Source organism: Haloarcula sp. DT43 (assembly GCF_037078405.1).
GTDB lineage: Archaea > Halobacteriota > Halobacteria > Halobacteriales > Haloarculaceae > Haloarcula > Haloarcula brevis.
Genome location: NZ_JAYMGZ010000002.1, coordinates 597,076 through 620,267, shown reverse-complemented (window position 1 = coordinate 620,267; position 23,192 = coordinate 597,076). Strand labels below are relative to the sequence as shown.

General features: G+C 67.5%; 27 protein-coding genes and 2 tRNA genes. 24 read left to right on the top strand and 5 right to left on the bottom strand.

Going from position 1 to position 23,192, the window contains the following annotated elements; translation table 11 throughout:
• The first annotated feature begins 29 nt into the window (after positions 1–29).
• Together VI123_RS10580 and VI123_RS10575 are read left to right on the top strand one after the other, a co-directional pair.
• The gene (locus VI123_RS10580; protein WP_336338010.1) at positions 30–641 is read left to right on the top strand and encodes a translation initiation factor IF-2 subunit beta; all 612 of its coding nucleotides are present in this window, start codon (positions 30–32) and stop codon (positions 639–641) included.
• A gap of 61 nt (positions 642–702) precedes the next feature.
• Positions 703–1,119, top strand: a complete 417-nt coding sequence (locus VI123_RS10575; RefSeq protein ID WP_336338009.1) for a hypothetical protein — start codon at positions 703–705, stop codon at positions 1,117–1,119.
• Between the two features lie 7 nt (positions 1,120–1,126).
• Here VI123_RS10575 and cysK read toward each other — a convergent pair whose 3' ends face one another.
• Positions 1,127–2,062: a cysteine synthase A gene (gene cysK / locus VI123_RS10570; protein ID WP_336338008.1), complete on the bottom strand. Its 936-nt coding sequence runs from the start codon at positions 2,060–2,062 to the stop codon at positions 1,127–1,129.
• 119 nt (positions 2,063–2,181) lie between these two features.
• Here cysK and VI123_RS10565 point away from each other — a divergent pair, with 119 nt between their 5' ends.
• Positions 2,182–2,307 carry a hypothetical protein gene (locus VI123_RS10565; RefSeq protein WP_336338007.1) on the top strand — a complete coding sequence of 42 codons (126 nt, stop codon included), beginning with the start codon at positions 2,182–2,184 and terminating at the stop codon, positions 2,305–2,307.
• Between the two features lie 15 nt (positions 2,308–2,322).
• Here the strand turns inward: VI123_RS10565 and VI123_RS10560 are convergent, their stop codons facing one another.
• On the bottom strand, positions 2,323–3,024 hold the full coding sequence (locus tag VI123_RS10560) for an SOS response-associated peptidase (RefSeq protein WP_336338006.1): 702 nt from the start codon (positions 3,022–3,024) through the stop codon (positions 2,323–2,325).
• Between the two features lie 121 nt (positions 3,025–3,145).
• Between VI123_RS10560 and VI123_RS10555 the strand changes: the two genes are divergently transcribed.
• The 5 genes from VI123_RS10555 to VI123_RS10535 all read left to right on the top strand — a co-directional run bounded on the left by VI123_RS10555 (position 3,146) and on the right by VI123_RS10535 (position 8,352).
• Entirely contained in the window at positions 3,146–3,514 is a 369-nt protein-coding gene (locus tag VI123_RS10555) for a zinc ribbon domain-containing protein (RefSeq protein WP_336338005.1), read from the top strand.
• A 45-nt stretch (positions 3,515–3,559) separates the two neighbouring features.
• Entirely contained in the window at positions 3,560–3,946 is a 387-nt protein-coding gene (locus VI123_RS10550; protein WP_336338004.1) for a hypothetical protein, read from the top strand.
• Positions 3,947–3,991: 45 nt separating this feature from the next.
• Positions 3,992–5,221, top strand: coding sequence for an ornithine cyclodeaminase, nickel-pincer nucleotide-dependent (locus VI123_RS10545; RefSeq protein ID WP_336338003.1), 1,230 nt, complete (start codon positions 3,992–3,994; stop codon positions 5,219–5,221).
• 237 nt (positions 5,222–5,458) lie between these two features.
• The gene (locus VI123_RS10540) at positions 5,459–6,949 is read left to right on the top strand and encodes an ATPase domain-containing protein (protein ID WP_336338002.1); all 1,491 of its coding nucleotides are present in this window, start codon (positions 5,459–5,461) and stop codon (positions 6,947–6,949) included.
• A gap of 2 nt (positions 6,950–6,951) precedes the next feature.
• Positions 6,952–8,352 (top strand): PAS domain S-box protein, encoded by a 1,401-nt coding sequence (locus VI123_RS10535; RefSeq protein WP_336338001.1) that lies wholly within the window; start codon positions 6,952–6,954, stop codon positions 8,350–8,352.
• Between the two features lie 4 nt (positions 8,353–8,356).
• On the opposite strand, the gene VI123_RS10530 is transcribed toward VI123_RS10535, so the two are convergent.
• Positions 8,357–9,223 carry a ZIP family metal transporter gene (locus tag VI123_RS10530; protein WP_336338000.1) on the bottom strand — a complete coding sequence of 289 codons (867 nt, stop codon included), beginning with the start codon at positions 9,221–9,223 and terminating at the stop codon, positions 8,357–8,359.
• A 45-nt stretch (positions 9,224–9,268) separates the two neighbouring features.
• A complete protein-coding gene (locus tag VI123_RS10525; RefSeq protein ID WP_336337999.1) occupies positions 9,269–9,976 on the bottom strand; it encodes an SDR family NAD(P)-dependent oxidoreductase in 708 nt (235 codons plus the stop codon).
• 87 nt (positions 9,977–10,063) lie between these two features.
• Here VI123_RS10525 and aroA point away from each other — a divergent pair, with 87 nt between their 5' ends.
• The 4 genes from aroA (at position 10,064) to VI123_RS10505 (ending at position 13,727) form a co-directional block, all read left to right on the top strand.
• Positions 10,064–11,353, top strand: coding sequence for a 3-phosphoshikimate 1-carboxyvinyltransferase (gene aroA / locus VI123_RS10520; protein WP_336337998.1), 1,290 nt, complete (start codon positions 10,064–10,066; stop codon positions 11,351–11,353).
• Between the two features lie 102 nt (positions 11,354–11,455).
• Positions 11,456–11,851 (top strand): hypothetical protein, encoded by a 396-nt coding sequence (locus VI123_RS10515; protein WP_336337997.1) that lies wholly within the window; start codon positions 11,456–11,458, stop codon positions 11,849–11,851.
• Between the two features lie 48 nt (positions 11,852–11,899).
• Positions 11,900–13,099 carry a chorismate synthase gene (aroC, locus tag VI123_RS10510; RefSeq protein ID WP_336337996.1) on the top strand — a complete coding sequence of 400 codons (1,200 nt, stop codon included), beginning with the start codon at positions 11,900–11,902 and terminating at the stop codon, positions 13,097–13,099.
• A 1-nt stretch (position 13,100) separates the two neighbouring features.
• Positions 13,101–13,727, top strand: coding sequence for a uracil-DNA glycosylase family protein (locus VI123_RS10505; protein WP_336337995.1), 627 nt, complete (start codon positions 13,101–13,103; stop codon positions 13,725–13,727).
• Here VI123_RS10505 and VI123_RS10500 read toward each other — a convergent pair whose 3' ends face one another.
• Positions 13,728–14,270: a hypothetical protein gene (locus VI123_RS10500; protein WP_336337994.1), complete on the bottom strand. Its 543-nt coding sequence runs from the start codon at positions 14,268–14,270 to the stop codon at positions 13,728–13,730.
• A 101-nt stretch (positions 14,271–14,371) separates the two neighbouring features.
• Here VI123_RS10500 and VI123_RS10495 point away from each other — a divergent pair, with 101 nt between their 5' ends.
• The 12 genes from VI123_RS10495 to VI123_RS10440 all read left to right on the top strand — a co-directional run bounded on the left by VI123_RS10495 (position 14,372) and on the right by VI123_RS10440 (position 23,166).
• Positions 14,372–15,124, top strand: a complete 753-nt coding sequence (locus VI123_RS10495) for a hypothetical protein (RefSeq protein ID WP_336337993.1) — start codon at positions 14,372–14,374, stop codon at positions 15,122–15,124.
• Between the two features lie 26 nt (positions 15,125–15,150).
• Positions 15,151–15,234, top strand: a tRNA-Ser gene (locus tag VI123_RS10490).
• Between the two features lie 354 nt (positions 15,235–15,588).
• Positions 15,589–16,854 (top strand): PGF-pre-PGF domain-containing protein, encoded by a 1,266-nt coding sequence (locus tag VI123_RS10485; RefSeq protein WP_336338270.1) that lies wholly within the window; start codon positions 15,589–15,591, stop codon positions 16,852–16,854.
• Between the two features lie 45 nt (positions 16,855–16,899).
• Positions 16,900–17,199: a DUF5785 family protein gene (locus tag VI123_RS10480; RefSeq protein ID WP_336337992.1), complete on the top strand. Its 300-nt coding sequence runs from the start codon at positions 16,900–16,902 to the stop codon at positions 17,197–17,199.
• A 55-nt stretch (positions 17,200–17,254) separates the two neighbouring features.
• Entirely contained in the window at positions 17,255–17,593 is a 339-nt protein-coding gene (locus VI123_RS10475) for a DUF7344 domain-containing protein (protein WP_336337991.1), read from the top strand.
• A 100-nt stretch (positions 17,594–17,693) separates the two neighbouring features.
• The gene (locus tag VI123_RS10470) at positions 17,694–18,461 is read left to right on the top strand and encodes a GTP cyclohydrolase III (protein WP_336337990.1); all 768 of its coding nucleotides are present in this window, start codon (positions 17,694–17,696) and stop codon (positions 18,459–18,461) included.
• A 67-nt stretch (positions 18,462–18,528) separates the two neighbouring features.
• Entirely contained in the window at positions 18,529–19,104 is a 576-nt protein-coding gene (locus VI123_RS10465) for a CBS domain-containing protein (RefSeq protein WP_336337989.1), read from the top strand.
• An 84-nt stretch (positions 19,105–19,188) separates the two neighbouring features.
• Positions 19,189–19,656 carry a GNAT family N-acetyltransferase gene (locus VI123_RS10460; RefSeq protein WP_336337988.1) on the top strand — a complete coding sequence of 156 codons (468 nt, stop codon included), beginning with the start codon at positions 19,189–19,191 and terminating at the stop codon, positions 19,654–19,656.
• Positions 19,657–19,688: 32 nt separating this feature from the next.
• A tRNA-Thr gene (locus VI123_RS10455) sits at positions 19,689–19,762 on the top strand.
• A 242-nt stretch (positions 19,763–20,004) separates the two neighbouring features.
• Complete coding sequence (locus tag VI123_RS10450) at positions 20,005–20,901, top strand: hypothetical protein (RefSeq protein WP_336337987.1); 897 nt, start codon at positions 20,005–20,007, stop codon at positions 20,899–20,901.
• Positions 20,894–21,487, top strand: a complete 594-nt coding sequence (locus tag VI123_RS10445; protein ID WP_336337986.1) for a gluconate 2-dehydrogenase subunit 3 family protein — start codon at positions 20,894–20,896, stop codon at positions 21,485–21,487. The genes VI123_RS10450 and VI123_RS10445 overlap by 8 nt, the downstream gene beginning before the upstream one ends.
• On the top strand, positions 21,484–23,166 hold the full coding sequence (locus tag VI123_RS10440; RefSeq protein WP_336337985.1) for a GMC family oxidoreductase: 1,683 nt from the start codon (positions 21,484–21,486) through the stop codon (positions 23,164–23,166). Before VI123_RS10445 ends, VI123_RS10440 begins: the two co-directional genes overlap by 4 nt.
• Positions 23,167–23,192: the final 26 nt, after the last annotated feature.

Genomic DNA, 23,192 nt, shown 5'->3' with positions numbered 1-23,192 from the left:
CATTTACGTGCCAGCACCGTCTGATGCGTATGAACTACGAGTCCGCTCTGCAGCGTGCGTACGACGTGTTACCAGACCAGCCCCGAGAAGCCGGCGAGCGGCTCTCGATTCCGGACCCCGAGGGCCAGACCGACGGGGCGTTCACACGCCTGACGAACCTCGAAGCCATCGCCGACGCCGTCTCGCGGGACCCCCAGCATCTCCACCGGGCCATCCAGCGCGAGTTCGGGACCAACGGCCAGTTCGACGGCGGCGAGGCCCGCTACAACGGCTCGTTCGACACGGCTGACTTCGACGCCGCCGTTGACGCGTACGTCGCAGAGTACGTCACCTGTTCCGAGTGTGGCCTGCCCGACACCGTCCTCAAGAACGAGGACGGCGTCGACATGCTGCGCTGTCAGGCCTGCGGTGCGTTCCGCCCGGTCGCCAAGGGCGCGAGTTCGACCGCACAGCAGGACCGCCCCACGCTCGAAGAGGGCGAGACCTACGAGGTCAAGATAACCGGCACGGGCCGCGAGGGCGACGGCGTCGCCGAGAAGGGTAAGTACACCATCTTCGTCTCCGGCGCGCGCGAGGGCCAGGTCGTCGACGCGTACATCGAGAGCATCAGCGGCACGCTGGCGTTCGGCCGCGTCCAGTAAACCGCTCATCGGACGGGCGACACCACAGAAAGCATTTATCACGCCTGCTCAGTGTCGTAATATGCTCGACAACCACGGCGAGGCGGGCCTGTACGCCGTCGCAGTGCTAGCGCTTGGCCTCGGTGGCGTCAACGCCCTCTCGGGGGGACTGACACTCGTCTCCTCGCTCGGGTCGGCAGGCGCACTCATCCGTGCGGGCAGTCAGGCCGTGCTGGGACTGCTCCTCGTTCCCACCGGCATCGCGCTCGCGCTCCGGAAACCGTGGAGCCGCTGGGTCGGCGTCGTCGCGTTCGGCGGTATCGCCGTCGTCCAACTTCTCCCCCTCGTGGCGGGCTCGACGTTCGCGGTCCCGCTCGCGGGTATCCTCCTCGCCACCGGGTGCTCGCTGTACCTTCTGCTGGCCGGCGAGGCGTTCGAGACGGCGGACGACGGGCGCGTACTGACCGAGGACACGGACCCCCACGAGTTCGTCCGGTGAGGCCCGCTCAGTCGCCGCCGTCCCACAGGTCCGTCGAGAGGTAGCGTTCGCCGGTGTCCGGCAGGACGACGACCACCGTCTCGTCGGGGTGTTCGCTCGCGTACGCCGTGGCCGCGTGCAGCGCCGCCCCCGATGAGATGCCGACCATGATGCCCGCTTCGCTGGCGAGTCGGCGGGCCGCCTCGGTGGAGTCCGCCTTGCTCGCGGTCCGCACCTCGTCGACGAGGTCCCGGCGGAGGATGTCCGGGACGAACCCGGGACCGATACCCTGGATGTCGTGGCTGTCCGGGTCGGCCGCCGAGAGCAGTTGCGACTGGTTCGGTTCGACGGCGACCGAGGTGAGGTCCGCGCCGACCTCCTCCTCGATGTACTCCGAGATGCCGGTAATCGTCCCGCCGGTCCCGACGCCGGCGACGACGGCGTCCACGTCGCCGCCCGTGTCCGACCAGATTTCCGGGCCCGTCGTCTCGCGGTGGGCCCGCGGGTTCGCCTCGTTCTCGAACTGCCGGGCGCGGACGGTTCCCGGCGCGTCCGCGAGTTCGTTCGCGCGCTCGATGGCCGCGCTCATCCCGCCGTCGGCCGGCGTGAGTTCGAGGTCCGCGCCCAGCCCCGACAGCAACTGCCGGCGCTCCTCGCTCATGGACTCGGGCATCGTCAACACGCAGTCGTAGCCCCGGGCGGCACAGACCGCGGCCAGTCCGATGCCGGTGTTGCCGCTGGTCGCCTCGACGACCGTCCCGTCGTCGGGGAGGTCGCCGGAGTCGGCGGCCGCCTCGACCATGTACAGCGCGATGCGGTCCTTGACCGAGTAGGGATTCGCCGCCTCGACCTTGCCGAACAGATTGTCCGCGAAGCTATCGAGACAGACCAGCGGCGTGTCGCCGATGAGTTCGGTCACGCTGGCTGCGACGGTCCCGTCGTCTCGCTGGGCGTACGACTGCATACGTCGGTGGAAGACGGTTGGTCGGCCTAACTCTGCACCCATAATACTGCGGGCTGAATAGGTTCACTCGGTTCCGAGTCTCCGGAAGCTTATGTCACCTCGCTACTATTCCACCAGTGATGCCCGAGATTACCGTCTCAGAGGGCCTGTACCGCCAGCTCGCCGCCACCGAGAACAAGGTCGACGAGGACACGCTCTGGAAGATGCTCCACCAGTTCAAGCGACAGCACGCGGCCAGCGAGTGACTGCGCCCGGTCGACCTACCCGACCGGTTCGATGAGTTCCGGCGAGTCGTTGGCCGGACTGTTGACCGCCGAGGAAACCGGGTAGCTCCGCATCGGCCCGTCGTAGGGGTCCAGCAGTGCCGCCGCGTCGCCGACATCGCCCCGCAGCCACGTCGACTCCTCCGACGGGTCGAGGACGACGGCCATCCGGTGGTGAAGGTCAGCGACGGCGTCGTTCGGCTCGGTCGTCACAATCGTGAACGACTCGACGACGTCGTCCTCGCCGCCCGACTCACCCCCGCTCGCGCCGAACTCCCCGAGCCCGGTCTGGCGCTGTGGCGGCTCCCACCGCTCGTACAGCCCCGCCATCGCGAACAGGTCGTCGTCCGGCAGCGCCACGCGGTAGGGCTGTTTGCCGTCGCTCGTCTCGACCCACTCGTAGAACCCGTCCGCGGGGACCAGACAGCGCCGTGACTCGTAGGCCTCGGCGAACGAGCGCGTCTCCGCCAGCGTCTCGGCGCGGGCGTTGATGTGGCCGTGGTCCGACCGGCTGTCGGCCCAGGACGGAATCAACCCCCACTCCATCCGCTGAATCGTCCCGGGCGAGTCGTCGGTGACGACCGGCAGGTCCTGGCTCGGGGCGGCGTTGTACCGCGGCTCGTACTCGAAGTCGAACGCGGCGTCGAACCGCGCCTCGACGTCCTCGCGGGGCGCAAACAGGCTGTAGCGGCCGCACATAGCCGAAGACAGGGGCCGGTGGCGGATAAATCCAGCAGTACCGGCCCGGAGGGTGGCCCCGCCGTCTCGAACGCACAGCGCCGGCCGTGGATATTTGACACGGCCACGCGAACACGGAGATATGCCCTCGAACGACGAGGCGACGGACTACGATTTCGTCTACTGCCGGACCTGCGGGTCGAAGGCGGCCGGTTCCTGGTCGTACTGTCGCTCCTGCCAGTCGTCGCTCGACGATGCGCGCCCGCCCGAAGACGGCCTGGAACGGCTCGGAGCGGGCGACGCGTCGGACATGGACGACGCCGGCTGTCCGAAGTGTGGCCACGAGACGGCCGAAGTCGACGAGATAGCGACGACCGGCGCGGGGCTCACGAAGTTCTTCGACGTACAGAACCGGCGGTTCAAAACCGTCTCCTGTACGAACTGTGGCTACACGGAGTTCTACCGCGGCCCGGACGGCGACGTGGTCGTCGACCTCTTTCTGGGCGGCTGACCGCGCCCGCGAATTTAACTTGTATCGCGTCCAACCACTTCGTAGATGACGACGGACCCCTCGTTCACCATCCCCGCCCACCCACAGCGGCGCTTCCCCCACGGGAGCGGGGTGGAGTACGAGGGCGGCACGGAGTTCAGGCTCACCCCCGACACCGAGCGGGCGATGCCGGACCTGGCTGAGACAGTCGCCGACATCCTCGCCGACGGGCCGTATCGCTACGGGGATTTCCACGACCTGCCGATGCCGCTGTGGCTGGTCCGCGACGAGGAGACGGCCGACGTGTTCCGCGTCGCCGTCCGCGACGGGACGGTCCGGTTGCACGTCCTGCCGACCACGGAGTCCGACGGCCTGCGGCGGTTCTTCGAGCGCCTTCGGGGGACCGGCGAGGCGCAGTCCTGGACGGTCCAGCGACACGTCGACGGGCAGTAGCCGGGACCCAAAACCGTCTTACACACCTGCCTCCATGTCTCCGCCATGACCGTCTCTCGCGAAGTCGAGCTCGAAGGCCACATCATCGACTCCGGGATGATGCAGTCCTGTTTCGGCATCATCATGGACCTGGGCGGGTCCTTCTCCGTCGAGGAGTTCGATATCGGCCGTCACAAGGACGAGGAGTCCTACGCCCGGATGCTCGTCGAGGCCGACGACGAAGACCAGCTCCAGTCCATCGTCCACGAACTCCACCAGCACGGCGTCAATCCCTCGGACCCGAAAGACGCCACGCTCGTCCCCGCGCCCGACGACCAGGTCGTCCCGCACGGCTTCTACTCGACGACGAACCACCCCACGTACATCCGTTACGAGGGCGAGTGGGTCGAGGTCGAGGACATGGAGATGGACTGCGCCGTCGTGGTAGAGGACAGTGAAGACGGCCCGCGCGCCTTCACCAAGGTCCTGAACGCCATCGAAGAAGGTGACATGGTCGTCACCGACGAGACCGGCATCAAGGTCCAGCCCCCGGAGCGCCCGCGCGACTCCGGCGGCGCGTTCGGCTTCATGCAGGGCGGCGTCTCCTCGGAGCGCCCTTCGGAGTCGACCATCCGCAAGATAGCGAACGCCATCCGCGAGACGAAAAAGGAGGGCGGCAAGGTGCTGGCCGTCTGTGGCCCGGCGCTCATCCACTCCGGCGCGCGCGAAGACCTCGCGCGGCTCGTCCGCGAGGGCTACGTCGACATGCTCTCGGCGGGCAACGGCTTCGCCGTCCACGACATCGAGCGCGACATCTACGGCACGTCGCTCGGGATGGACACCGAGAGCCTGGACCACCCCCGCCACGGTCACAAGCACCACATCTACACCATCAGCGAGGTCATCCGCGAGGGCGGCATCGCAGAGGCCGTCGAATCGGGGACCATCGAGTCCGGCGTCATGTACGAGTGCGTCGACAACGACCGCCCGTTCGTGCTGGCCGGGTCCATCCGGGACGACGGCCCGCTGCCCGACACCATCACCGACGCCGTCGAGGCTCAGAACGCCATCCGCGAGCAGGCCCACGAGGCCGACATGGTGCTGATGCTCTCGACGCTGCTGCACTCGGTCGCCGTCGGGAACTGCCTCCCGTCGACGACGCGAGTCGTCTGCGTCGACATCAACCCCGCGACGGTCACCCAGTTGCTCGACCGGGGCTCCGCCCAGGCGGTCGGGATGGTCACAGATATCGGTACTTTCGTCCCGATTCTGGCGGAGCAGTTGCTGGAGGAGTAGGACGCGAGCGAAGCGAGCGCTTTTTCGTCCAGGTTTTCGAGGATGTCTCCGGAGTGAGCGACGCGAACGGAGGAGGAGACGAAAAAAAGGTGGATCGCGCAGGTTCGTCCCGATTCTGGCCGAGCAGTTGCTGGAGGAGTAGGACGCGAGCGAGGCGCGGCCGGGCACGGCGTCCACCGTTATCACGCGTCGGTAGCTCGCGAGATACTTATTAATCACCGTCCGGTACTCCGCTCTATGTCCTCTCCCTCGCAGCAGTTCACGCGGCTTTCCAGCGGTATCTCCGGACTCGATTCCCTTCTCAGAGGCGGGCTGGTGGAAGGGCGGCTCTATCTCGTCATCGGACCGCCGGGCACCGGCAAGACACTGCTCGGCGCGCAGTTCCTCGAAGCGGGGCTGGAGGCCGGCGACGACGTGCTGTTCATCCACGCCGAGGAGTCGGCCGCGGACCTGCTCGCCAACACCGCCGAACTCGGCATCGACATCGGCGAAGCGACGTTTCTCGACGTGGGCCCCGACTCGGAGTTCTTCGAGGAAGCGGAGTCCTACGACGTGGTCAAACCGCGCGACGTCGAGGACGGCCACCTGATTTCCGACATCCGCGAGGCCATCGAGACGGTCGACCCGGACCGCGTCCTCCTCGACCCGATAACGCACTTCCAGTACCTCGAACCGACCGAGTACCAGTTCCGCAAGCGCGTCATCGCCTTCGCGCGGTTCCTGCAGGACAGGGAGACGACCGTGCTGGCGACCAAGACGCCGAGCAACGAGATGGACACGCAGCTCAGGTCCCTCAGCGACGGCATCATCTCGCTCAGCTACGGCGACGAGAAGGCGGGGCGGCGGGTTCGGCTGCGCAAGCATCGCGGCATCGGTCAGCAGGACGGCTCACACGGGATGGAAATCCGCGAGTCCGGCGTCGAGGTCTATCCGGCGCTGGAACCGCGCCAGCGGACGCGGTCGTTCGACCCCGAGCAGTTCGCCGCCGGGATACCGGAACTGGACTCGCTTCTCGACGGCGGGCTCGAACGCGGGACGGTGACGATTCTCAGCGGCCCCTCCGGCGTCGGCAAGTCGACGACGGCGACGGCGTTTCTGGCCACGGCGGCGGCGGACGGCTCCCCGGCGCTGGCGTACCTGTTCGACGAGTCCATCGACACGTTCACGCACCGCTGTGAGACGTTCGGGACACCGGTCTCGGAGTTGCGCGGGACGGGGGCGCTCCACGTCGAGGAAATCGAGTCGCTGGCGCTGTCGCCCGAGGAGTTCGCCAACCGCGTGACGTCACAGGCCGCGGAGAGAGGGGCCGAACTCGTCGTCGTCGACGGCATCGCGGGCTACAAGAACGCCATCAAGCACGGACAGGACGGCGTGGAACTGCGCCGGCGACTCCACGCCCTGACACAGCAGCTCACGCGAGAGAACGCCGCCGTCATCCTGATAGACCAGCGCCGGGACGTGACGGGCCTGCACGAACCCACGAGCGAGAACGTCAGCTATCTCGCCGACAACATCGTCTTCGAGAACTACATCGAGGTCGAGGGGGAACTCCAGCGGGTCGTCGGCGCGCTGAAGAAGCGCGTCGGCGGGTTCGAGGCGGTGCCCCGCCGCTTCGAGATATCCGCCGACGGACTCCAAGTCGGGGACCCCGTCTCGGGGATGCACGGGGTGTTCGATGGCGTTCCCGAGCAACAGGGCGACAGCGACGGCCGGTCGGCCACCCGCTAACGATGGGCGACATCCAACTACTGCTGGCGGGCGACGGCAACCGGGAGGCGCTTGCGTCGGTCGTGGCCGAGCACCACACGCCGGTCACGGACGAGGAGTTCCGGGCGGCGGACCTCCACATCGTCGACGAGCCGTCGTTTCCGAAGTACAGGGCGGCGATAGAGCGGTACAAGGACCGGTCGGACCCGGTGTTTTGCCCCGTGATTCTGGTCCGTCACGAGGGGCGGTCGGCCAGAGTCGACCTGCCCGACATCGACGACGCCGAGGGGCCACTCGTCGTCAACGACGTCGTGACCGCGCCGGTGGACACGCAGGCGCTCTTTCGGACTATCGCGAACCTCCTCGCGCGGCGCAGCCACACCGAGGAACTCGTCGCGGACCTCCGGGAGCAAAACAGCGAGCTCCGGCGGTTCAGAAACGCCGTCGAGCACGCGGGCCACGCGATTCTCATAACGGACACGAACGGCGTCATCGAGTACGTGAACCCGGCGTTCGAGGAGCTGACCGGCTTCAGCGCCGAGGAGGCGCTCGGTCGGACGCCGCGGATACTCAAGTCCGGCGAACAGGACCAACAGTTCTACGAGCGGCTCTGGGACACCATCTGTCGCGGCGAGGTCTGGACGAGCGAAATCGTAAACGAGCGCAAGTCCGGTGAGCGGTTCATCAGCAACCAGACCATCGCCCCGATTCAGGACGCAGACGGGGAGATACAGGGCTTTGTCGGGATGCAGGACGAAATCACCGGCCGGCGGCTGCGCGAGCAACAGCTCACCGTCTTCCACCGGATTCTCCGCCACAACCTCCGGAACAATGGCACGACGATAAGCGGCCGTGCGGACATCCTGACTGAACTCGTCGACGACGACGACGCCGTCGACCACTTAGAGACCATCAAGGCGAACGTCCAGTCGCTGCTCGACATCAGCGAGAAGGCCCACCACGTCCAGGAACTGCTCGCGGACTCGGTCGGCGACGACGTCGAGCGCGACCTCGACGGCGTTCTCGGAGACATCACGGACGGGCTGGCCGCGGCCTACCCCGACGCCGAGTTCGTCGTCGAGAGCGACCCGGTCGCCTCGTCGACGATAGACGCGAAGGTCGTCCCGGCGCTACAGGAACTCATAGAGAACGGCATCAAACACTCCGAGGCGGCAGCGCCGCGGGTCGTCATCCGGACGGAGCGCCACGGCACGACGGCGACGGTGACGATTTCGGACAACGGGCCGGGCGTCCCGGACCGCGAGCGCCGCGTCATCGAGGTGGCCGACGAGAAACCGCTCGAACACGGGTCCGGGCTGGGGCTGTGGTTCGCGTACTGGCTCATCAGCTACGTGGGCGGCGACATCGACATCCGGACCGACGCCGAGGGGACCCGCGTCTCCGTGACGATGCCCGTGCGGTAGGGCGTCAGATGGCGACCCAGGCCAGCACGATGACGGCCGCGCCGACGACCGTGGAGCCGACGGCGTGGGTCCGGAGCTCGTCGAGCAGGTCGTGGGAGTGGTCGTGCAGCTCACAGACCTCGTCTATCTCGCTGCCGGCCTCGCAGTTCGGCAGGAAGTCCATCGCCACGTGGAGGAAGATGCCGGCGGCGAACCCGAAGATGATCGCGTTGAGCACCGCGGACTCCGGGACCGGGAGGAGCGCGGACGGAATGGCCGTCAGGCCGACGCCGGCCGCGGGGAGCAACAGCGCGGTGGCGGACTTGCCGTTGCGACCGAGCCGACGGGCGGCGGCGTAGCCGGCCGGCCCCTTGTGCGAGACGATGGCGAGGCCGAGCAGGATGCCGAGGTCGGGCATCGACGCGTACACCAGCCCGATGACCAGCCCGGCCGAGAGCGCGTGGGCGGCGATGGCGAGCGTCGTCATGTCGAAGGAAGTGTCGACGTGGGTCAGCCGATGGCCGATGGTGTGGGTGCCGTAGCCGACGACCAGCCCGGCGGCGATGCCGACGCCGCCGATTCGCGCGGCACCGGCTTGCCCGCCAAGCCCCATCGCCTGCGGGACGAGGAACATGGCCGCCGACGTGACCATCGCGCCGCTGGCGAGGCCGTAGCCCCAGACCAGCCGATAGGGGTTCGTCTTGTCGGCCCGCGCACCGAGCCACGCGCCCAGTCCCATCGCCGCGAACGCGACCCACGAGATGACCAGGACCTTCCGCGCCCCGCCGGCGACCGCGACGCCGGACAGGACCGCCAGGCCGACGACGCTCGCGATGCCGACGGCGGATGTCCGGCCGGCGTTATTAAAAGTCGAGTTTGAGTTAATAGTCATTATCCACAATCACTGGTCTGTTACTAATAAACCCATCGGTGGCGGTCAGCGGGTCGCCGACCGGAAGTCGCCCCAGTCGAGGACGCCGCCGTCCAGCGCCGACGGGGCCGCATCGCGGAGCGCCCACAGCACCATCTCGGCGACCGTCTCGGGGTCGCGCCCACCGTCACCGGAGAGGTCCGTCGCCACCTGTCCGGGGTCGACCGCCCCGACCGGGATTTCGAGGTCGGCGGCGAACCCGCGGGTGACGGCCTCCGCGGCGGCCTTCGAGACGGCGTACGAGCCGTAGCCAGGCATCCCCTGGCGGGCGACCGCGCCGGTCGGGACGACGACGCGGGCGTCTGGTTCGAGATGGGGGATTGCCTCGCGTATCGTCGCGAACACGCCGCGGGCATTCGTCCGGAGGTGGTCGTCGAAGGCGGCGTAGGACTCCTCGGTGAGCGGCGTCTGGCCGGCGGTGCCGTGGTAGACGCCGGCGTTGGCGACGACGTACCGTATCGCTCCCGCCCCCTCCCGCGTGGCTGTCTCGACCAGCCGTTCCACGTCGAACTCGTCGCGGACGTCGGCCCGCACCGCGGTCACGGAACCCCCCGCGTCCCGGATGTCGGCCGCGACCGCGTCGAGCGCCGCCGCGTCGCGGGCGCAGATGACCGTGTGTGCGCCCGCGTCCGCCACCGCGTGGGCCGTCCGTTCGCCGATGCCTCTGCTCGCGCCCGTGACGACAGCGGTCGCGCCGTCCATCCCTGGGACCATAGGGGTGGTACCGCTGCCAGCCACAAGGCCGTTTCCCGCGGGTGAGAGAGCGGTAGCCTCTTGTCGGACGCCCGCTACCGACCGGGCATGGACATCACGATTGCCGAATCAACGGTCGCAGGGACGGCACAGGCCCCACCGTCGAAGAGCTACACGCACCGGGCGGTGCTGGCCGCGGGCTACGCCGACGGCGCGGTCGTCCGCGACCCGCTCGTGAGCGCGGACACGAGGGCGACGATGCGGGCGGTCGAGGCCTACGGCGGCAGCGTCTCGCTCTCCGAGGGCGGGTCGACGGTCGAGGTGACCGGCTTCGACGGCCGGCCGGAGACGCCGGCCGACGTCATCGACTGTGCCAACAGCGGGACGACGATGCGACTGGTCACCGCCACGGCCGCCCTGCAGGACAAGCTCGCGGTGCTGACCGGCGACGACTCGCTGCGCTCGCGACCACAGGGGCCGCTGCTCGACGCCATCGGACAGCTGGACGGCGACGCCGAGTCGACCCGCCGGAACGGGCAGGCTCCGCTCGTGGTCGGAGGCGGCGTCGACGGCGGCGCGGTCGAAATCCCCGGCGACGTCTCCTCGCAGTACATCACCGCCCTGCTGATGGCCGGGGCCGTCTCGCCGGACGGCATCGACATCGACCTGACGACCGACCTCAAGTCGTCACCGTACGTCGACATCACGCTAGAGGTGCTCGCCGACTTCGGCGTCGACGCCGAGCGGACCGACGGCGGGTTCACCGTCGCCGGCGGCCAGTCCTACGCGCCGACCGGCGGCGAGTACAGCGTCCCCGGCGACTTCTCGTCGATGAGCTACCTGCTCGCGGCCGGCGCGCTCGCCGCCGAGGACGGCCTGCGCGTCACGTCGGCGTTCCCCAGCGCCCAGGGCGACGCCGCCATCGTCGACATCCTCGACCGGATGGGGGCTGACCTCGACTGGGACGAGGACAGCGGCGAAATCACCGTCTCGAAGTCCGCGCTGACCGGTATCGAGGTCGGCGTCGAGGACACGCCGGACCTCCTGCCGACCATCGCGACGCTTGGGGCCGCCGCCGACGGCGTCACCCGGATTACCGACGCCGAGCACGTCCGGTACAAGGAGACCGACCGCGTGAGCGCGATGGCCGAGGCGCTGACGAAGATGGGCGCCGAGGTCGAGGAGAAACGGGACGAACTAATCGTCTCCGGCGAGGACAGCGACCTCGTCGGCACGACCGTCGCGGGCCGCGCGGACCACCGCATCATCATGTCGCTCGCCGTCGCCGGCCTCGTCGCCGAGGGCGAGACGACGGTGACCGGCGCGGAACACGTCGACGTGTCCTTCCCGGACTTCTTCGACGTGCTCGAATCGCTCGGCGCGGCCGTCCAGCGATAGGGCACGACAGTCGTTGAAGCGGCAGTTTTGCAACGAAAGAAGGTTACGTATCTGATAGATAAACGCGCTTAAACCGAGTGAAGAATAGTTACAGCACACGTTGTGAACCAGCCAGACGACACCACACAGTCTCCCGCGGGCGTCACGAGAGTCCTCTACGTCGACGACGACCCGTTGATGCTCGACCTACAGGCAGACATCGCCGCCGAACGGGAGGCAATCGAGCTGGTGACGACGCCGGACACCGACCGAGCGATGGAGCTGCTGGATGACCGGGAGTTCGACTACGTGGTCGTCGGTATCGAGCGCCCCGGCGCGGCAGCGCACAGGTTCGCCCGTGCCGTCCACGCGGCGCATCCCGACACGGCGCTGGTACGGTACGCCTGGGAGCCGGCGGAAGACGACGCGGACAGGGTGTTCGACCGGGTTCTGGCAAAACAGGTCGAGGCAGCGGGGACGATACAGCTCCTCGACCGCGTCAGGTGGCTCGACGACTGACGGCCACATCTACAAGGTTCAAATGCCCCCGTCCCCGAAACGAGTGTAATGAACGGCAACGAGTTCGGTCGTCTGTTCCGCATGACGACCTACGGCGAGTCCCACGGGGAGGCGATGGGCTGTACCGTCTCCGGCGTTCCGGCGGGCGTCGAACTCTCGGAAGAGGAGATACAGACGGACCTCGACCGGCGCAAGCCCGGGCAGTCGATGATTACCACCTCGCGGGGGGAACCCGACAAGGTGAGCATCCAGTCCGGGATTCAGGACGGCTACACCACCGGCACCCCCATCGGGATGGTCATCCAGAACAAGGACGCCCGCTCGGGCAAGTACGAGCCGTTCATCACGGCTCCGCGCCCATCGCACGGCGACTACACCTACTCCGCGAAGTTCGGGACCCGGAACTGGGGCGGCGGCGGCCGCTCGTCGGCCCGCGAGACGGTCAACTGGGTCGCCGCCGGCGGCGTCGCCAAGCAGGTGCTCGACCAGTCCGACTACGACGTGCAGATAAAGGCTCACGTCTCTCAAATCGGCGACGTGGAGGCCGGTCCGGTCACCTTCGAGGACATGCTCGAACACAGTGAGGAAAACGAGGTCCGCTGTGCCGACCCGGAGGCCGCCGAGGAGATGCGCGACGTGGCCGACCAGCACCAGACGGAGGGCGACTCCATCGGCGGCGCGATTTACTTCGAGTGTCGCGGCGTCCCGTCCGGGCTCGGCGCGCCACGGTTCGATAGCTTCCCGTCCCGGCTCGGCCAGGCGATGTACTCCATCCCGGCCGTCAACGACTTCGAGTACGGCATCGGCCGCGAGGCCCGGACGACCCGAGGCAGCGAGTACACCGAAGACTGGGAGTTCGACGAGGACGGCCGTCCGACGCCGGTCGGCAACGACCACGGCGGCATCCAGGGTGGCATCACGACCGGCCAGCCCATCTACGGCGAGGTGTCCTGGCACGCGCCGGTCTCGATTCCCAAGACCCAGAAGACGGTCGACTGGGAGACCGGCGAGGAGAAGGAGATAACGGTCACGGGCCGCCACGACCCGGTCCTGCCGCCGCGAGCGGTCCCGGTCGTCGAGGCCATGCTCGCCTGTACGATACTGGACTTCATGCTGCTGTCCGGCCGCATCAACCCCGACCGGCTCGACGGCCGGCCGGGCGAGTACGACACCGACTACCACCCCTCCAGCCCGCAGAACGACCCCGAGGACGCGGACACCCACGCGAAAACCATCGACGACGACTAAAATGGACGCACACCAGGAGTCCAAGTCGAACCCGTTCGGGATGGACGAGGAGTGCCAGAACTGCCCCGCGCTGTGTGAGACGCGCGAGAACGTCGTCCACGGCTACGGCGACGTAGGTGCCGAGTTCATCGTTCTCGGCGACGCGCCAGCGGCCGGCGCGGACGCGTCGGGCATCCCCTTCACCGGCGAGCGCGAGCGCGAACTGCTCGACATCCTGGCTGCGGTCGACATGTGCTCCGACCCGGACGCCGACAGGCCGCAGTTACGGAACACCTTCCTCACCTACGTGACCCGCTGTCGCCACCCCGACCGGGCCGCGACCGACGAGGAGGTCGGCAACTGCGAGCCGTATCTCAACAGCGAGGTACGGATGATAAACCCAGAGATTCTGCTCCCGGTGGGCCAGCGCCCCCTCGAGGAACTGGCCTTCGAGTACACCACGATGAGCGAGGACGAACTCGACATCGCGGAGCGACACGCGACCACGATTCGCGGCCGCGGGTTCGAAATCCTCCCGATGCTCCCGCCCGCCGAACAGACCGACGCAGAGCGGACGGCGTTTCTAGACCACTTCAGCGAGACGCTCGGACAGGACTACCGCCAGACGAAGGGCCGGCGCGGGCGGTAGTCAGGCCTCGGACTGGACTTCGAGCCCGGTGGCCTGGCGCAACTCTTCCGGACTCGACACCGTCCCGTACTCCCGTGCGGCCTGCAGCCGGTTCTCGGCGTCCTTGCGGTACGTGCTCGCCTGCGCCGTCTCCCCCTGTTCCCTGGCGTAGGTCATCCCGCTGAGCCACTCGGCGGCCTGCCACAGGCAGGTCGCCTTCTTGCGGCCCCGTTCCGCGAACTCGCCGAGCGCCTCGTCGTCCGCCTCGCGCAGCGCCGTCGTGAACTGGTCGACGCTCGCCTCGAAATCCGACGCGGCGCTGTCGAACCCGCCGCGGGCGAGCGCCATCTCCCCGTCCTCGACGGTCGCCAGCGCGTCCGAGAGCTGGCGGCGCGCCTCACGATACCGCGTGTAGCCGATGTGGTACGCGCGCTGTGCCGCCGCAGCCCCACACAGCGTGGCTTCCCGGTCGCAGTTCCGGCACACGACTTTCGGCTGTGACTTCCCGACCACCCGATACTCCGACCCACATCCGTCACATCTGTACGTCTGGGCTTTCTCCATATACGTTTTACTTGATTATCAAATACAACTCACATCTTATAATTGTTCGGTAGCCCGGTCGGAACACAAGCGACTAACCGCCGTCGGGCCGAGGGGTGAGTATGACCACGGTAACTGTGCTGGCTGACCCGCCCGTCGAGGGGTTCGTGTTACAGGACCTGGCGGGGGGCCACCTGGACGACGCCGAGGCTGCCGGGCTGTACGAGGCGATGTTGCTCGACGTCTGTCGCGCGGTGGAAATCAGCGGCGGCGAGTTGCTGGTGAACTACCGCCCCCCGGACCAGGTCCCGGACGGCGTCGACCCCGAGGCCGCGGTGCGGGAGCCGGTGACAGAGGCCCTCGAATCACCGGGCGAGGCCCGGTTCGAAGTCCAGGTCGGGTCGACGTTCGCCGGCCGGGTCGGAAACACCGTCACTCACCTCCTCGAACGGGAGGACGTCGCCACCGTCGCCGCCGTCGAGCCGACCGCGGCGCTGTTGAACCGACAGCTCATCGACAGCGCGGCGATGAAACTCCGGTCCAGCGGCGTCGTGCTCGGCCCCGCAGCGGGCGGGCGCGTCTACTACGCCGGGTTCGGCGAACCGATAGATTTCGAGGCCAGCTACGCCACCCCGACCGTCGAAACGCTCTGTGAGCGCGCCACGGACGCCGGCCTCGCCGTGGATTTCCTCCCGTCGGCCCCCGTTCTCGAAACGGGAGCGGACCTGGAGACGGTGGTGCCGCTGCTGCGCGCCCGGAACCGGGCCGACCGGGTCGTCCCACCGCGGACGACGGCGTTCCTCGACGACCTCGGCATCCGCGTCGTCGACGACGACGGCCAGCCGGCCGTGGTCCGAGAGACCGACAGGTCTTAGAAGGGCCACCGAATAGGCTCGCCTGCGGTGGGATGGCAGAGCGGCCTATTGCGCCTGCCTTGAAAGCAGGTATCCTCACGGATTCCTGGGTTCAAATCCCAGTCCCACCGCTTCTCTGCGAACGACAGCGAGTAGTGACCCGCGCGGTCGGAGCCGTGACCGCCGGGAGCTGGTACAGCGTGGTGAGCGGACGGCCCGGGCCCAGTCGCAACCGGCGTCGGCCACAGCGGCCGAAACACCACAGAAAGGAGGGAAGGGATTCGCCGTCGTCCGAATTAGGAGGGGTTTACCGACCCGAAGTAATCGGGCGGTTTTATGTCGGTGGTCCGGATTATATCCCTGTGATGGTACGTGAAGATAGGTCCCCAAGACAGCAACTCCCGGGTCTCCTGGTCGTCTGTGTCGTTGCCCTCCTCCTCGCGGCGACGGCGGCAGGTCCCGCTGTTGCCGAACCGAGCCTGTTCGTGTCCGGCGCGTCGAAAGACGCGAACACGATACTGGCTGGCGAATCGGTGAACGTCACGGCGACGGTCCAGAACACCGGCGACTCGGGCGGCGCGATGACTATCGAGTACGTGGTAAATGGGACGACCAGAGCGACCGAGCGGGTGGTCGTCGACGCCGACTCGGCGGTCGAGCGGACGCGGGCGCTGACCTTCGACAGTCCCGGAACGTACAGGATAAAGGTCCAGAGCCCCGGGAACTCCGCCGGACGGGTCACGGTCAAACCGGCACTCGTCGAGACCCTGCGGACGGACGCGACGACGCGGCAGCTCAGGATACGCGGCGGGACGGTCCCGACGGACGAACCCTACGAACTGAACGTGTCGGGGCCGGCGAACCGCTCGTTCGGCGTCCACTCGTGGACGGTCAACGCGTCACAGCAGGCGTTCACGCAGGACATCACCGAGTACACCGAACCCGGCGCGGCGGACGTTCCGGTCCCGACCGGCGACGACGCGTCGGTGTTCGGCGTGGTGACCGTGGGGTCGTCGGACGGCGTCGCACCGTCGTCGATGCAGTTCGCGCTGACCCGTGAAACCCTCCAGTCGGCCGGAATCAGCGCGTCGGACGTCAGCCTGTACCACCGCGTGAACGGGTCCTGGCGTGCCACGGAGACAACCGTCGTCTCCGAGCAACCGGACCGCGTCGTCTACGAGGCCGACACGTCCGGTGCGTCGGCCTACGCCGTCGGGCGAATCCGGCCGTCCTTTACCGTCGTGCGGACCTCGGTCATCAGCGAGGGGGCCGCCGACGGGCACCGGGTCAGCGTCAGGGGCACGGTCGAGAACGCCGGCAGCGCCCCGGGCACGTACGACGCGCGGATGCTGGTCGACGGCGAGGTCGTCAACCGAACGTCGGTGACCGTGCCGGCCAACGCCGACCGGACGGTGACGCTGTCGACGGTCGTGACGACGCCGGGGCAGTTCCGAATCGGGTTCAACGAGGTCGACGCGGGCGAAGTACAGATAACCGAGAGCCAGGTCGGGACCGACGAGAACGGCGGGACCGAACCGGAAACGGAACCGCCGGAAACGGAGCCAGCGGTCCAGACCGACCCTGCGGCCGACGGTGACGGCGTCGGCCTCGGCCCGTTACCGGCGACGGTCATGGGTATCAGTACGGTCCTGGTCGTCGGCGGCCTCCTGGGTGCGCTGTTCCTCTTCGGCGTCGTCATCGCCGTCCTCCGTCGGGCCGGCGGCCGGAACGACAGCGGCTTCGAACTGTAGGCGGGGAGAGAAACCCTTTTTGTGCCAGTGTCCAGAGAACCGCGTATGGATTGGCCACACGATCCGGACGGCGAGGAAGGTAGCGAGGGCCGGCGCAAGTACGGCCACGCTGTGCTGGCGAAGAAAGTCGACGAGGACGAGGACTTCCCGTTGACCGCCGAGGAGTACGTCGAACAGTACGGGGACCATCCGGTTCGGATCGACTACGAGACGGTCGTCAGCGTGGCGGACATCTTCGAGTACGTCGACCAAGAGGAGTTCGAGGACTTCCCGGACTTCCACAAGGCCCTCGGGCGTGCGCTGCGGGAGGCGGACTGGTGGCCGTACAGACTCGAACACGCCTGAACGTGTGATGTGAGGTCACGACACATACTTGTGGGTAGCCGGTGTAGTCCCGCGTATGGCGACGACACGCTCAGGCGGTGACCGGACCGGAGCGGGGCTCCCCGAGGAGGTCGTCGAGGACCTCCTGGCGAACGACAGCCGCCGTCGCGCGCTCTCGATACTGGCGGCCCGCGACGAGCCGATGGTCGTGGCGGACCTCGCGGCGGCGGTGCTGGCGGCCGAGCGCGGCACCGAGCCGGCAGCAGTGCCCCGCAGCGAGCGAGAGAGCCTCACCGAAGAACTGTTCACCGAACACCTCCCGAAACTGACAGCCACGGACGTCGTCGCGTACGACTCGATGGTCGGGACCGTCGAGCTACGGCGGCGCGACGCCGTGCCGACCGACCGCCCGTAACGGTCCGTACCTGGTCCCGCCGCCGGTTCGCGCCGGCCTACGGACCGCTCTGTCGGCGAGTTCCGACAGAGCAATACCCGTCGCTTCCCAACAACGGACAGTGACGAACACCCAGATCACGCATATTCAGATCGACAACTACGGCCCGTGGACTGTGACGCCCGAACCCCGCCGTGAAGTCGACCTCCAGACGCTCCAGTCCCGTCTGTACGCCGACCTCGCCCAGCTGTTCGGGAACCGCGACGGCTACATCTTCTTCTCGCGGTTCGACAACATGATAGCCGTCACGAACGGGCTCGGCGAGGAGGCCCACGCGCTCATCCAGGAGTCGGTCGGCAACCGCTACCCGGTCACCATGAGCCTCTCGGTCGCGACGGGCACGACGCCGGTTTCGGCGCTCGGGACGGCGACCGAGCAGCTCCAGGAGGCCGGGAGCGCACAGGACAAAGGTCGGCGTGAGGTGCTCCGCGGCCAGACAATCGACGAGGAGTTCCGGACACCGACGGACGTGCAACTCGCCCACTTCGACGTCGACGACGCCACGGAGAAGTACACCGACCAACTCAACGAGTTCGACACCTTCATTCAGATAGAGCAGGGGTACGCGGCGCTGATGAAGTACATGCGCGAGGCCCACGACTCGCTGTCGTTTTTCGTCGGCGGCGACAACGTCATCGCGGTCTGTCCGGACCTGGACGAAGCGGACTACCACGATGCCATCAGCCACGTCCGCGAGGCGGTCGACGTGGAACTGAAGGTCGGCGTCGGGCGTGGACGGACAGCAGCGACGGCCGGGATGGACGCGAAGCACGCCCTGGAGACGTGTCGGGCGACCGGCGAAGCCGTCACTATCGAGACAACCGAGTAACTTGTGAATCGCGCGATATAAACGTAGTGGAGGTATCTTTTAGACCGGTCGTGTGGTAACGTCACACATGAACGGCGAGGTCACCGTCCGGGAGGTCATGAACAGAGAGTACGTCGGGGCGAGCGAGTCCGACGACCTCCTCGAGACGACGGAGTTGTTGATACACGAGGAGCAGCATCCGATTCTCGTGTTGCGGGGGAACGAACCGGTCGGCGTCGCGACGGACAGGGACGTGCTGGCGTATATCGTCGACGGCGGCGACCCGGAGACCGCGACCGTCGGGGACGTGATGCGCGAGTCGGTCCCGACCGTCGACCCCGACGCCAGGCTACCGGAGGCGCGGGACCAAATGGCGGCGCGGTCCGCGGAGTTCCTGCTGGTCACGGCCGACGGTGAACCGCTTGGGACGCTGACCGAACACGACATCCTCTCGACTGCGCGGTTAGAAAGCGAGTCGACCGAGGTCGCCGAGCAGGCTCCACAGGTAGCGACGACCGGGAAGGAGGCGACGACGGACGGGATGCAGTCCGCCGCCGAGGACTCCTTCGACGACCAGGGCATCTGTTCCGCCTGTGGGACGTTCACGCGGGACCTAGCGTCGTTCAACGGACAGCTCCTCTGTGCGGACTGCCGGGACGTGTGAGCCCTCGTCCGGTCGCTGTTCCCCCCAGCGGACGGATTCACCGGGTAGCCGAACTGTTTTGACCGTTCGAGACCGACTGTCACTGTGGAAATCGCCACCGCTTCGATGGACGACGTGGACACTGTCGTCGACCTGTGGGTCCGACTGGCGGAGAGCCAGCGCGCCCACGGGTCACACCTGTTCGGGGACCGGAACCGGACCGCGGTCCGGGAGTCCATCGTCCAGCGCGTCGTCGCCGAGAACGTCCGCATCGCCCGTATCGACGGGCGAGCCGTCGGGTTCGTCATGGTGACCATCGACAGCGGTCGCTACGAGCAAGACGAGACGCGGGGCATCGTCGAGAACATCTTCGTCGAGCCGACCCACCGGGGCCAGGGCGTCGGAAGCGAACTGCTCGACGCGGCGGAGGAGGTACTCCGCCAGGCCGGAGTGGACCGGCTCGCACTGGAGGCGATGGCAGACAACGAGTCGGCCCGACAGTTCTACCGGGCGCACGGCTACGCGCCCCACCGGGTCGAACTCGAAAAGCCGACGGAAAACGATACTCTCTAAACGGTCCCCACACAACGCAGGGATGCAACCGCGCCAGGGGAGCTTGGGTGGTCCAAGCACTCGACTTGTAATCGAGAGTTCGTGGGTTCAAATCCCACCCCTGGCTTCGCCAGTTCTGTTCGGAACCGGACACGGAACCCGGGGCCGAACCCATCGGTTTTCGATTCGGTCCTGAAGTGAGCAGCTCCAGCGTGTTTCTGCGGCGCGGCTCGGTCGCCGGCCACTGTGACACGACACCACCTTCGAGACGGTCTCCAAACGTGGGTGTTTTTGGATTAAAATGTGACTAACAATGCAGTATCGGTACTGTTTTGGGTTTGTATGTGGGGGACAGTCAATCAGTTCAGAGTGGTTAGGGGGACGCAAGTACAGTTGGCGCTGGCGGCCGTCGTCGGATTCCTCGCAGTCGAGATGGCGACGCGGACGGGCACTTCGATGGCGTGGGTCGGCGGGGCGTTCGTCGCCGCGGTCGTCCTCGTCGGGCCCGCAGCGCCGCTCGGTGGGGTCGCCGGGCTCGTCATCCACGACGCCTTCCACGGGGTCATCGGGTACTGGACAGTCGCCACAGCGGTCTGGATACTGACCTTTACCGGGGTCGTCGCGTGGCTCTCTACCGAGCCGGACGGACGAGGCCTGGAATCGATGCATCGGACGGCTCCGGCCTATGCCGGGTGGCTCGTCGTCGGCGGTGTCAACGCGACAGCGTTCGCGGCGTGGCTGGCGCTGGTGCTGGGCGTCCAGCCGTTCTACACGGCCGTTATGGGCTACCTTCCGGGCGTCGCCGTGGCCGTGGGCCTCGGTGTGTTCGGGCTGGTCGCTGTGGGGGCGGCCGAGCGAGTCGGATGGTTGCCCGGCCGAGCGGGCGCGCGCGGCCATTCCTTGTCAGAATCGAATGCACCCGGACGAAACAGTTCGACAGGGCCGACCCTCGGTGTATTCCTCGCCGGTACCGGGTGGCTGGTCGGTGTTTCGGCGCTTGACGTGTTCGTCCGCGACCTGTGGCTGTACCCGACGGCGACCGAGTTCAGAGCGTTCGTCACGGGATTCCTCGGCAGTGGTTCGCCGGTAGCGACCGTCGGGACGACCGTACTCCTCGGGGTGTACGAGTACGGTGAACTGGCGGTTGTCCTCTCGGCTCCAGTCTCGATACTCGCTGTGATGGGCTGGTGTCTCTACCACGGGCAGATACCTTCGCCGACCGCTTACGACGTCGAGATGACCCACGGAGGGCCGTCCGATGACTGACCAGCAGGTCGCGTCGGACGGGGATGTCCCGAGCAGACGCCGATTCCTCACAGCACTCGGCGGCACGGCACTCGCGGCTGCGGGTTATGGCTACGGTACCGGTTCCGGGGGGTCGGTGACCACCGATTCGGCAGCGAGTTCCGACAGCCATCCGGCGTCGGAAGACCACGTCGCCACGCTGACGGCTCTCGCCAGCGCGGTGTATCCGTCGACCGTCTCCGTGGACAGTTCGTTCATCGAGCGCCACGTGTTCGGACGGGTCGAACCGGAACCCGGCCACTTCGAGCGTCTCGTCGCCGCTATCGAAGCGGTCGACGACCACGCCAGAGCGCGGTTCGGTGACGGCGTCACTGAACTTTCGGCGGGCCGGCGGCGACAGGTCTTGCAGTCGATGGGCGTGACGACGGTCCATCCCACCGCCGACGGGACGACTGCGGAGCAGGTGCGGTTTTACGTCGTCAACGACCTGTTGTACGCGCTGTTTACCGCTCCGGTCGGCGGCGAACTGCTCGGAATCGACAACCCCCCGGGTCATCCCGGCGGGCGGGAGGCGTACCAGCGAGGGCCGGGCGGTGATGACCGATGACGGGCGCTGACGACCGAACCCCTACCGACGCCGACGTCTGTATCGTCGGAGCGGGGCCGGCCGGAGCCATCACTGCCTACTCGCTGGCGCGGCGCGGTCACGATGTCGTGGTGCTGGAAGCAGGCGAACGGCTGACCCCGGAAGACCACCACCGGCGCATGGAGATGTGGCTGCGTCCGAACTTCGAGCGGGGCGCGTTCTGGCGGGACGGCGCGCGGGACGCGTACACGTCGACCGGCGACATCGACGCGCGCCTCAACGAGACACGCGTGAAGGCGGTCGGTGGCACGTCCCTCCACTGGGACGCGAACACGCCGCGGCTTCACGAGGAAGACTTCGAGATGAACACACGGTACGGGGTAGCACGGGACTGGCCGATTAGCTACGACGACCTCCAGCCGTACTACGTGCGTGCCGAGCGGGAGATGGGCGTTTCGGGAGCCGACGACAACCCACACGGCCCCCCGCGGGAAGAGCCCTATCCGCTGACGGCGTTCGAGCCGAGCTACTCGGATTCGCTGTTCGCCGAGGCCTGCGAGGAACTCGGAATCACGATGGCGTCCCAGCCGAAGGCCATCAACTCCGAGGCGTACGACGACCGGTCCGAATGCGTCGGATACGGCGTCTGCAACGCCTGTCCGTCGGGCGCGAAGTACAGCGCCGAAGTCCACGTCCGGAAGGCCGAGTCAGCGGGTGCGCGAGTCGTCGACCAGGTGCAGGCGCTCTCCGTCGAACACGACCGGACGGGGGAGTACGTCGAATCGGTCGTCTACGCGACCCCCAGCGGGCGGCAGTATCGCCAGGAGGCCGACCACTTCGTCATCGCGTGTGGCGGCATCGAGACGCCGCGGCTGCTGTTGCTGTCGGACTCGGAGGAGTACCCCGACGGCTTGGCCAACTCAAGCGGGGCAGTCGGGCGATATCTCATGGACCATCCCAGCGTCAGAACGACGGGGGTGCTCGAAGAGCCGACGCGACAGAGCAACATCGGCTGGGTCTCCAGTCGGAGCGACCAGTTCTACGCTCACGAGGAGACGGGGCCCGGGAGCTACCACCTCACGTTCAGCAACACCGCGAAGTCGACGTCTGGCGGTGCCCAAACCAGGAATCCGCCGACGTCTCCGTCGCGGCTCCTCGACATCGTTGGCAATCCGACTCCCGACGCGCTGGCCGACCTCGTCGCGGACCCGCTCAACGAGACGGAACTGGGTGACGGGCTCGACCTCCCGTCGACCGCGGGACCGCCGTATCCACTCTCGATACGCGGTGCCGGGGAGATGCTCCCTCGACCGGACAACCGGGTCACGCTGGACGAATCGACGACGGACAACCACGGCCGGCCGGTCCCCTCCATCGACCTCGCTGACGGGCCCCACGCCCAGGAGACGATGGAACACTGTCTCGAGGTCCAGAAGTCGATTCTGACGGAGCTCGGTGCCGAAATCACCGGAGTGAAAACGCTGGACGACAGAAGTATGAGCACACACCACATGGGGACGACGCGGATGGGGACCGACCCGGCAGAGAGCGTGGTGAACGAGGAGTGTCGGACACACGACCTCGCGAACCTCTGGGTCGCGTCGTCGAGCGTGTTCCCCAGTGCCGGCGCGAACAACCCGACGCTCACTATCGCTGCGCTCGCGCTGAAGACGGCGGACCACATCGACGACAAGCTGTGACACACCCCCGGGGAAACGCGTCGGAC

Bases quoted from the DNA above. Each gene is read 5' to 3' on its own strand.
- VI123_RS10580 (WP_336338010.1), top strand. From the start codon at position 30: ATGAACTACGAGTCCGCTCTGCAGCGTGCGTACGACGTGTTACCAGAC.
- VI123_RS10575 (WP_336338009.1), top strand. From the start codon at position 703: ATGCTCGACAACCACGGCGAGGCGGGCCTGTACGCCGTCGCAGTGCTA.
- cysK (WP_336338008.1), bottom strand. From the start codon at position 2,062: ATGCAGTCGTACGCCCAGCGAGACGACGGGACCGTCGCAGCCAGCGTG.
- VI123_RS10565 (WP_336338007.1), top strand. From the start codon at position 2,182: ATGCCCGAGATTACCGTCTCAGAGGGCCTGTACCGCCAGCTCGCCGCC.
- VI123_RS10560 (WP_336338006.1), bottom strand. From the start codon at position 3,024: ATGTGCGGCCGCTACAGCCTGTTTGCGCCCCGCGAGGACGTCGAGGCG.
- VI123_RS10555 (WP_336338005.1), top strand. From the start codon at position 3,146: ATGCCCTCGAACGACGAGGCGACGGACTACGATTTCGTCTACTGCCGG.
- VI123_RS10550 (WP_336338004.1), top strand. From the start codon at position 3,560: ATGACGACGGACCCCTCGTTCACCATCCCCGCCCACCCACAGCGGCGC.
- VI123_RS10545 (WP_336338003.1), top strand. From the start codon at position 3,992: ATGACCGTCTCTCGCGAAGTCGAGCTCGAAGGCCACATCATCGACTCC.
- VI123_RS10540 (WP_336338002.1), top strand. From the start codon at position 5,459: ATGTCCTCTCCCTCGCAGCAGTTCACGCGGCTTTCCAGCGGTATCTCC.
- VI123_RS10535 (WP_336338001.1), top strand. From the start codon at position 6,952: ATGGGCGACATCCAACTACTGCTGGCGGGCGACGGCAACCGGGAGGCG.
- VI123_RS10530 (WP_336338000.1), bottom strand. From the start codon at position 9,223: ATGACTATTAACTCAAACTCGACTTTTAATAACGCCGGCCGGACATCC.
- VI123_RS10525 (WP_336337999.1), bottom strand. From the start codon at position 9,976: ATGGTCCCAGGGATGGACGGCGCGACCGCTGTCGTCACGGGCGCGAGC.
- aroA (WP_336337998.1), top strand. From the start codon at position 10,064: ATGGACATCACGATTGCCGAATCAACGGTCGCAGGGACGGCACAGGCC.
- aroC (WP_336337996.1), top strand. From the start codon at position 11,900: ATGAACGGCAACGAGTTCGGTCGTCTGTTCCGCATGACGACCTACGGC.
- VI123_RS10505 (WP_336337995.1), top strand. From the start codon at position 13,101: ATGGACGCACACCAGGAGTCCAAGTCGAACCCGTTCGGGATGGACGAG.
- VI123_RS10500 (WP_336337994.1), bottom strand. From the start codon at position 14,270: ATGGAGAAAGCCCAGACGTACAGATGTGACGGATGTGGGTCGGAGTAT.
- VI123_RS10495 (WP_336337993.1), top strand. From the start codon at position 14,372: ATGACCACGGTAACTGTGCTGGCTGACCCGCCCGTCGAGGGGTTCGTG.
- VI123_RS10480 (WP_336337992.1), top strand. From the start codon at position 16,900: ATGGATTGGCCACACGATCCGGACGGCGAGGAAGGTAGCGAGGGCCGG.
- VI123_RS10475 (WP_336337991.1), top strand. From the start codon at position 17,255: ATGGCGACGACACGCTCAGGCGGTGACCGGACCGGAGCGGGGCTCCCC.
- VI123_RS10465 (WP_336337989.1), top strand. From the start codon at position 18,529: ATGAACGGCGAGGTCACCGTCCGGGAGGTCATGAACAGAGAGTACGTC.
- VI123_RS10445 (WP_336337986.1), top strand. From the start codon at position 20,894: ATGACTGACCAGCAGGTCGCGTCGGACGGGGATGTCCCGAGCAGACGC.
- VI123_RS10440 (WP_336337985.1), top strand. From the start codon at position 21,484: ATGACGGGCGCTGACGACCGAACCCCTACCGACGCCGACGTCTGTATC.